Origin of the sequence: Arthrobacter sp. UYEF3, assembly GCF_040546245.1 — a bacterium.
Lineage (GTDB): Bacteria > Actinomycetota > Actinomycetes > Actinomycetales > Micrococcaceae > Arthrobacter.
In genome coordinates, this window is sequence record NZ_JBEPNK010000062.1 from 1 (window position 1) to 1,459 (window position 1,459).

The 1,459-nt window shown below is 64.5% G+C and carries 2 protein-coding genes; one reads left to right on the plus strand and one right to left on the minus strand.

Going from position 1 to position 1,459, the window contains the following annotated elements; genetic code table 11:
• The coding region (gene istA / locus ABIB14_RS18810; RefSeq protein ID WP_502909704.1) for an IS21 family transposase at positions 1 to 910 on the plus strand (910 nt) is incomplete at its 5' end.
• 51 nt (positions 911 to 961) lie between these two features.
• Here the strand turns inward: istA and ABIB14_RS18665 are convergent.
• Positions 962 to 1,459, minus strand: a 498-nt coding sequence (locus tag ABIB14_RS18665) for an ATP-binding protein (protein WP_354237388.1), incomplete at its 5' end; no start/stop codon positions are given.

A 1,459-nucleotide genomic window follows, 5' to 3' on the forward strand; every position in this document is an offset into this window, starting at 1 on the left:
CAGTGGCTCCCAAGCACACCACCACTGGCTCTCTTCCGCACGATCGGTGGCTCTGAAGCGCAAGATTGGGTGGCTCTCAAGGCATCAAATACTCAAGCAGCGGCACACGGCGAAGAGGATCTTTGACCGGCTCGTGGAAGAGCATGGTTTTACCGGCACCTATTCACCGGTCCAGCGGCACGTGAAGAAATGGTCGGCCGCCAACCGGCAGCCCGGTGAGGGGTTCACCGAACTGGTCTGGCCTGCCGGCACGGTGCAGGTCGACTTCGGGCAGGCAGAGGCCATCATTGCCGGGATCCGGCAGGTCCTGCACATCCTGGTGGTGACCTTCCCGTTCTCGAACATGCGCTTCGTGCAGGCGTATCGGGGAGAGACCGCCGAATGCGTTGCCCACGGGCTGCGGACCGTGTTCGAGCACATCGGGGCTGCGCCGCGGCACATGGTCTTTGATAACGCGACGGGCATCGGAAATCGGGTGGGAACCCGGGTGACCGAGACGAAGCTATTTGGCGCCTTCAAACTCCACTACGGGTCCGAGTCACGCTATTGCAATCCATACTCGGGCCATGAGAAGGGCAACGTGGAGAACGCTGTGGGGTTCCTGCGCCGGAACTTCATGGTCCCCGAGCCGGAGGCCGCCACCTTGGAGGGGCTCAACAAGGTCCTCATGGCGCGCTGCGATGCGTTGGCCACCACCCGTTTCAGCTGCGGATTCCAAAGACGCGGCCTCCTGGGAGGCGAGGGCGCGCCGGACAGTGTCGGTGGAGACCCCGGCCGCGGCCGCCGTTGTCCGCAGGCTCGCCCCGCCGGCGCGGAGGCGGCGGATCTCGGCCGCCTTCGCCCCGGTCAGCACGGTCGGACCCTTGGGGCCCTTCTTCACCGGCGCCAACGCGTGGGAATAGCAAGTTGATTTGGCCCCGGGTTCGCCGTTTGTTTTGGCCCCGCCCTGTTGGTGTTCCGGTCAGTTTTGCCGGGACTTGTTGATGGTCTGCTGGGTGGTTTTCAGCCGGTAGGAATCGGTGCCGGTGTTGATGATGTGGCCGCGGAAGGTCAGCCGGTCCACGACCGCCGCCGCGAGGCGCGGGTCGGTGAACGTCTGGCCCCACTCGCTGAACGGAGCATTGCTTGCGCAGGCGATGGACGCCCGTTCTTCCCTGGCCGTGATGATCTGGAACAAAAGCTCGGCGCCGTGGGTATCGAGCTTGACGTAGCCGACCTCATCGAGGCAAAGGAGGTCCAGGCGCGCGTATTTGCCCACCAGCCTCGATAGCTCCTTGTTATCGGCAGCCTCGACGAGTTCGTTGACCAGCGCGGCCGTGGTGATGTAGCGGACCCGCCGTCCCTGTTCGGCGGCGGCCATGCCCGGGACTGTGGAAATAACGGTGTATCCGGCCCAACACGCCAGGCCGTGAGCCTGGCGGGAAGGAGCCGATATGACGGCGACACTGGATGCTGTGAA